The organism is Nocardia sp. NPDC004604, assembly GCF_040609795.1.
GTDB lineage: Bacteria > Actinomycetota > Actinomycetes > Mycobacteriales > Mycobacteriaceae > Nocardia.
The window spans coordinates 1-4,850 of the sequence record NZ_JBEXLC010000277.1; the positions used below are offsets into that span (position 1 = coordinate 1).

General features: G+C 60.0%; 7 protein-coding genes and 1 pseudogene. All 8 read left to right on the top strand.

Annotated features, from left to right (window positions below):
- A pseudogene (locus ABZW16_RS43045) lies at positions 1 to 99 on the top strand (XRE family transcriptional regulator); the annotation flags it as partial.
- A gap of 455 nt (positions 100 to 554) precedes the next feature.
- Positions 555 to 869 (top strand): WXG100 family type VII secretion target, encoded by a 315-nt coding sequence (locus ABZW16_RS43050; RefSeq protein ID WP_354961937.1) that lies wholly within the window; start codon positions 555 to 557, stop codon positions 867 to 869.
- 4 nt (positions 870 to 873) lie between these two features.
- Positions 874 to 1,173 carry a WXG100 family type VII secretion target gene (locus ABZW16_RS43055; RefSeq protein WP_354961938.1) on the top strand — a complete coding sequence of 100 codons (300 nt, stop codon included), beginning with the start codon at positions 874 to 876 and terminating at the stop codon, positions 1,171 to 1,173.
- A 1-nt stretch (position 1,174) separates the two neighbouring features.
- Positions 1,175 to 2,398 carry a polymorphic toxin type 33 domain-containing protein gene (locus ABZW16_RS43060; RefSeq protein ID WP_354961939.1) on the top strand — a complete coding sequence of 408 codons (1,224 nt, stop codon included), beginning with the start codon at positions 1,175 to 1,177 and terminating at the stop codon, positions 2,396 to 2,398.
- On the top strand, positions 2,395 to 2,793 hold the full coding sequence (locus ABZW16_RS43065) for a DUF4279 domain-containing protein (RefSeq protein WP_354961940.1): 399 nt from the start codon (positions 2,395 to 2,397) through the stop codon (positions 2,791 to 2,793). Before ABZW16_RS43060 ends, ABZW16_RS43065 begins: the two co-directional genes overlap by 4 nt.
- A 9-nt stretch (positions 2,794 to 2,802) precedes the next feature.
- Positions 2,803 to 3,126 (top strand): hypothetical protein, encoded by a 324-nt coding sequence (locus ABZW16_RS43070; RefSeq protein ID WP_327097736.1) that lies wholly within the window; start codon positions 2,803 to 2,805, stop codon positions 3,124 to 3,126.
- Positions 3,127 to 3,357: 231 nt separating this feature from the next.
- Positions 3,358 to 3,525: a hypothetical protein gene (locus ABZW16_RS43075; protein WP_354961941.1), complete on the top strand. Its 168-nt coding sequence runs from the start codon at positions 3,358 to 3,360 to the stop codon at positions 3,523 to 3,525.
- 323 nt (positions 3,526 to 3,848) lie between these two features.
- Positions 3,849 to 4,295, top strand: coding sequence for a hypothetical protein (locus ABZW16_RS43080; protein WP_354961942.1), 447 nt, complete (start codon positions 3,849 to 3,851; stop codon positions 4,293 to 4,295).
- Positions 4,296 to 4,850 lie beyond the last annotated feature (555 nt).

The window sequence follows — 4,850 nt, forward strand, 5'->3', positions numbered from 1 at the left end:
CGATCCCGGGTGGATCCGGGGTCGGTCGGCATTGCCACCGATTCGCGCCGTCGAGTCGCGGGACTGCGCCGGGAGGAGGTCGCGCACCTGTCCGGGGTGAGATGTCGGTTACACACTCCTCAAATACCACACCCGGAGAGGGAGACACGATGTCGTTTCTTCCTGCAACGGCCCCGTGATTCGGCGCAACGATAGTGGGGATCTGCGGCCACCAAGCCGGTACAAGCATTCCTGAAATGCCGATTTGCGTGCGGTGCCGGAGTCTCCGAGCCGGCGGTGACCGGCTCGGATCGCCGGATCAGACGCGGATCCGAGTTCAATGCTGGCCTGCCGAACACAGCAACCCGGTCTTACTTGAGGATGGGACACCAACGCTTCTCGGCGCGATTGCGCTATTCGTGGCGCCGCTTCCTACCTGGATAGATCATTTCGCTGAAGGTATCGAACCCGGCGATCCTTGCAACCTCGATCGCGACGCCCGGTGATGAAATTGTCGACCTTTGAGGTTGTCAGTATGCTCGGAGGTGCTGGCCATCGAGTGGGGAGGAGGGGGCATGACCACAGGTGATCCGTCGCTGAACGTGGTGCCGGACGAAGTCAAGGCCATCGGCAAGTTCGCGTATAACATTGCAGAGCAACTGAAGTCGGGCTCCACGTCGTTGGACCGGGAGGTTCAGGCGCTGTTCGGTACTTGGAGGGGCAGTGCGGCCGATGCCTATCGCACCGGCTGGGACGAGATGCAGGACGGCGCGCTGAAGGTGTGGGACTCGCTCACTGACCTGGCGGAGAAGCTCGGCGTCACCGCGGCGACGTACCAGGACCGGGACAGCACGAACGCATCGTCGTACAACTCGCTGCAGTTGGACTGACGTCATGTCCTCGGAATTCGAGTTCGACCTCGACCACATCGAGAATGTGACGGCGCGTGCCCGAGGCTTCAAGGAGTTCGTTTCCGACAATCTGGATCAACTCGAAAGAAAAGTGCAGGGCCTAATACAGAGCGGGCAGTGGACAGGTACAGCTGCGACAGCCTACGCCGAGGAACACCAGGAATGGATGACGGCAGCACGCGAACTGGTCGAAGGGCTGGAGCAGATGCAGCGGGCGGCGCAGACGGCCCATTCTTCGTATTCCGAAGCGTCAGAATTGAATCTGCGGATGGCAAGGGGATGACGTGGTAGGCGTCGCGCCGCAAACCTACTACAGTGCCGCCGACGAATGTTATGCCATATCCAAGGCATTCCAGGATGTGTACAACCCCCTGCAAAAGGTCCTGCTTACCACGGGCGGGATGGCGGGTGGTTATCAAGCGATCAAGGCCTGGGCGTCAGGATACGATGAGCGGGTCGGTGCGTTCACCCTGTTTGCAACGAATTTTGCCCGCGCTTTGCAGCGACTCGGGGACGTGCTGACGGCCGCTGGTTACAATTGGGCCTGCGGCGAGTATAAGGCAAATCGGAGCCCAAACAAGGATGACAGGCCGACGCTTCCGAGGGCGCTTCCCACGGAGTTGCCATACGGCGCTGGCTCGGTGATCGGCGTCGCCTCGGCACACGCGAATAGTCGCGGGCTCGAATCAGAGTTTCCCGGCTTGTACGAAAAAGTGGTTGCTCAGGTCGCAAGTGGCGAGATCCCCGACAGCGACACTGACAAGTTCGACAGGGTAGCGAAGGCGTGGAAAACCTTTGCTTCTCACACCAGCGTATTCGGCGCGCAGACCCGCTTGCGATTGGTAGCCGAAGGCCTGGAACAAACATATTCTTCCGACGCTCCGGAGGATATCCCATATGTGGTAGACCACCTGCGCACTCTCGCGACCAGTGCAGGCGATATCGAGTTGGCCTCCTCTGATTTCGCCGCATCGACCGAGAAACTATCTGCTGCATTATCGACGATGCGGACGGATATCAATACCCAGTTTACGGCTGTCGTTGTAAGTGCATCTGTAGTCATCGCGGTCTCGGCAGTGGTAATCCGCAATCCCCAGTCGGTGACGTTGGAAGGAGTGGCTCTCGAAACGGCCGCCGCCGCGATCGCCAGGGCAGTCGGAACTTTTTTGGGAGGGTTGTCAGGAATCGGTTTTTCGACTGGGGCGCTCGCGACCGGTGGATTGCTTACCATCGCAGGTCTTGGAGTCCTGATAACATCGATCGATGACTCCGCCGAAGGCGAGCCGGAATGGGATCAAACCGAGGAACGGACGCGAAACCCTGCGCAGGACAAACCCCTGACAAATAGGGACATAAGGGAACTCAAGGCTCGCGGTCATGACCCACACGATATAAAGCCAGACCCTCCGTCCCGATACGATCTATACAAAGATGGAAAGGGAAATGTGTATTATAAGCCAAAAGGAGGGGCGGGTGCAGGAGAATCGACGGGGATCAGATTGCGATGACTGCTGAGGAGCTTTCCGAAGTGACCGTGTCGCTGAAATTGACCGGCACATTCGATCCAGACGAGGTGACCGCGGCGCTAGGACTGGCACCGTTCAATTACTGGCGGGCGGGGCAACAAGGGGCGGCTCCCAAACTGCGTAGGAGTTCCGATGGCTGGGTTGTCCGACTGGAGGTGTCCTTCGGAGAGGTCGGCGAGCAGGTAGACCGTGCCGTTGAGAAACTTGCGCAAGTTTCCACGCGGTTGGGTCACGTTCTCTCGAATCAGGGAGTAACCGGGTGCCTGACCGTTGCTGTGGACGCTGGCGAGGAGATTTGGCCAACCATCACGTTATCGGCAGCGGCGCTGGCGTTTCTGGCGTCATTAGGGCTGTCACTCGATATCGATGTCGTCTAGGAGTCGACCGTGATCGATGATTCAGACCGCGAAATTCCGGTAATTCGTACCGAGGTGGCCAGGCATCCCGAAAATGGGCTGAGAGAAAATCGTTTCCACCGGGTCGGCGCGAGTTGGAGCCTGGAAGACGAGGTCAATGCGTTCCTGGATGAAATGAGTGCTGGCGGTAGGTCGGTGGCGATGCACAGCGAGCCCGGCGGCGAGCTTCGGGTGGAGGCCGCGTTGGCTGGCAGAAGTTTTCCGTCTATGTATTTCGATCCTCGGCTTCTGAGGCGCCTTGCCTCAGCAGGCATGTCACTGAGGATCACGACTGGGCCGCGCACAGAAACGTAGGTCCGGTTCTGTCGGTCCTCTGGAGTGTGGAGGCCGCATTATGCGGCCTCGTGGACCACCCCGGCCCATCCGCCACTCAAGCTGCCGGATCTGGCGAACTGAGCGGCTTTGCAGCGCCTGAGCCGTCCGCTCGATTTCAGTGCGTTCGTCCAGTACATCCTGTTGCCGCACATGGGCATTCGCCGATCGCTACGCTTGCTTCGTTGGTAATTGCGGATGAAGGAGGCAGTAATGGCGGAAGAATCGGTGCAGGACAGCGAGCTTACCGAGGTGCCCAGGCTGACAGAGGTCCAGTCCGACGAAACATCTAACGAACAACCTGAGGTGGAGCCTGAAAGCGCACTCCAGCCTATCGTTGTCGACGACGTCTCCGAGATCAACGTCGAGGTCGACAAATAATCGACAACCCGGACGAGGGGCATTCTTGCCATGCCTCTCGGTGGCCATCTTGCTGGCTCGGCCCCGCCATTTCGACGAGGCGGGGCCGGTTGTCGCGCAACGCACGCACATGCCGCTGATCGCTCGGGCTGCGTCAGTCATTGGTAGTGCAGAGTCGGCACCACTCGCCGGGGGGACATCTCGGTTACGCACTCCTCAAGACGCTTGCCTGGGCTGCGGTCATGACAAAACCCTCAGCGCCAGAGGCGCTAGGACGTTCTGGACCTGCCGACAGCATTGGCGGGCAGTTGATATGCGTTCGTCAGTACTGGTTGGATCACGTGGTGAGCAACGAGTACCCGAGACTCCTGGAAGATCGAGATATTCTGGTGGTCCGTGGTGACGAGCAGAAGCGTGCTCTGGTACGAGGTTGGCTCGACGGCTACGACGGGCCGCTGCCGCGCTACCGGATAGAGCTGTTCTTGGGCAAGGATTTGTATACAGCGACGGCTATGGACATGTTCGAGGCACTGGTCCGGCTGCGCCGCCAGCTCGAGCCGAAAGGATGGATGGTCGCGGTGCAGGGGTCACGCCGGGACACCTATCCGAGTGGGATGGCGCGTGACATGGGAGGTGGGAGGCGCATCTACGTGATGCGCATGGGGCGTGCGGCAACATCGAGCGACCTCGTGGACACGCTTGCCGACGCAGCGCTGGACCAGCTAGCGACGATCGCCGAGCAAGAGGCATATCGCGACGCATGGCATGCCGAGCCCAAACACCAACCATGAGTGGCGGACCGGCACGTCACACATGTTCCGCGAATCGGACAACCCCATTGCCGCAGACCGAGTGCCATGGCGGAGAGATTCGTGGCAAGCCATCCGGTAAGGGATGGCGCGGCAGCCCTTCAGGGTCTGGCATTGAAGGAACTGTTGTAGTGGTTCAGCTCCCCATCCTGGTTCTGCGCCGGGGTGCCCGCCCGAGAGCGGAGCGGTAGGGCGGGTGCACCGGGCGGCGCGCCTGTCGCGCCGCTCTTGATTCTGTAAAGGGAAATTCGGCTAGTTCTCTAGTTGGGGTCTTACTTGGGTTTCCGGCTTCTCTTTCTTCTTTTTCTTTCTCTTCCGGGGGCTCTCAACTCTTCTCACTCTTCTACATGAAACCATCAAGCTTGCGGCACAACAGATTTCGTGGGACTGGTGGAACAGGGCCTCCGTGCGTAGGGAAGAGCCCCTTTGCAGCTTGCGCGGGGATCCTGGATCAGGTCGGTTGCAGCATGATCGCGCGCCCGGTCCAACTCGCCCAGAACCGTCGCGCCGGAACCTCCGAATGCTCGGCACCCCATC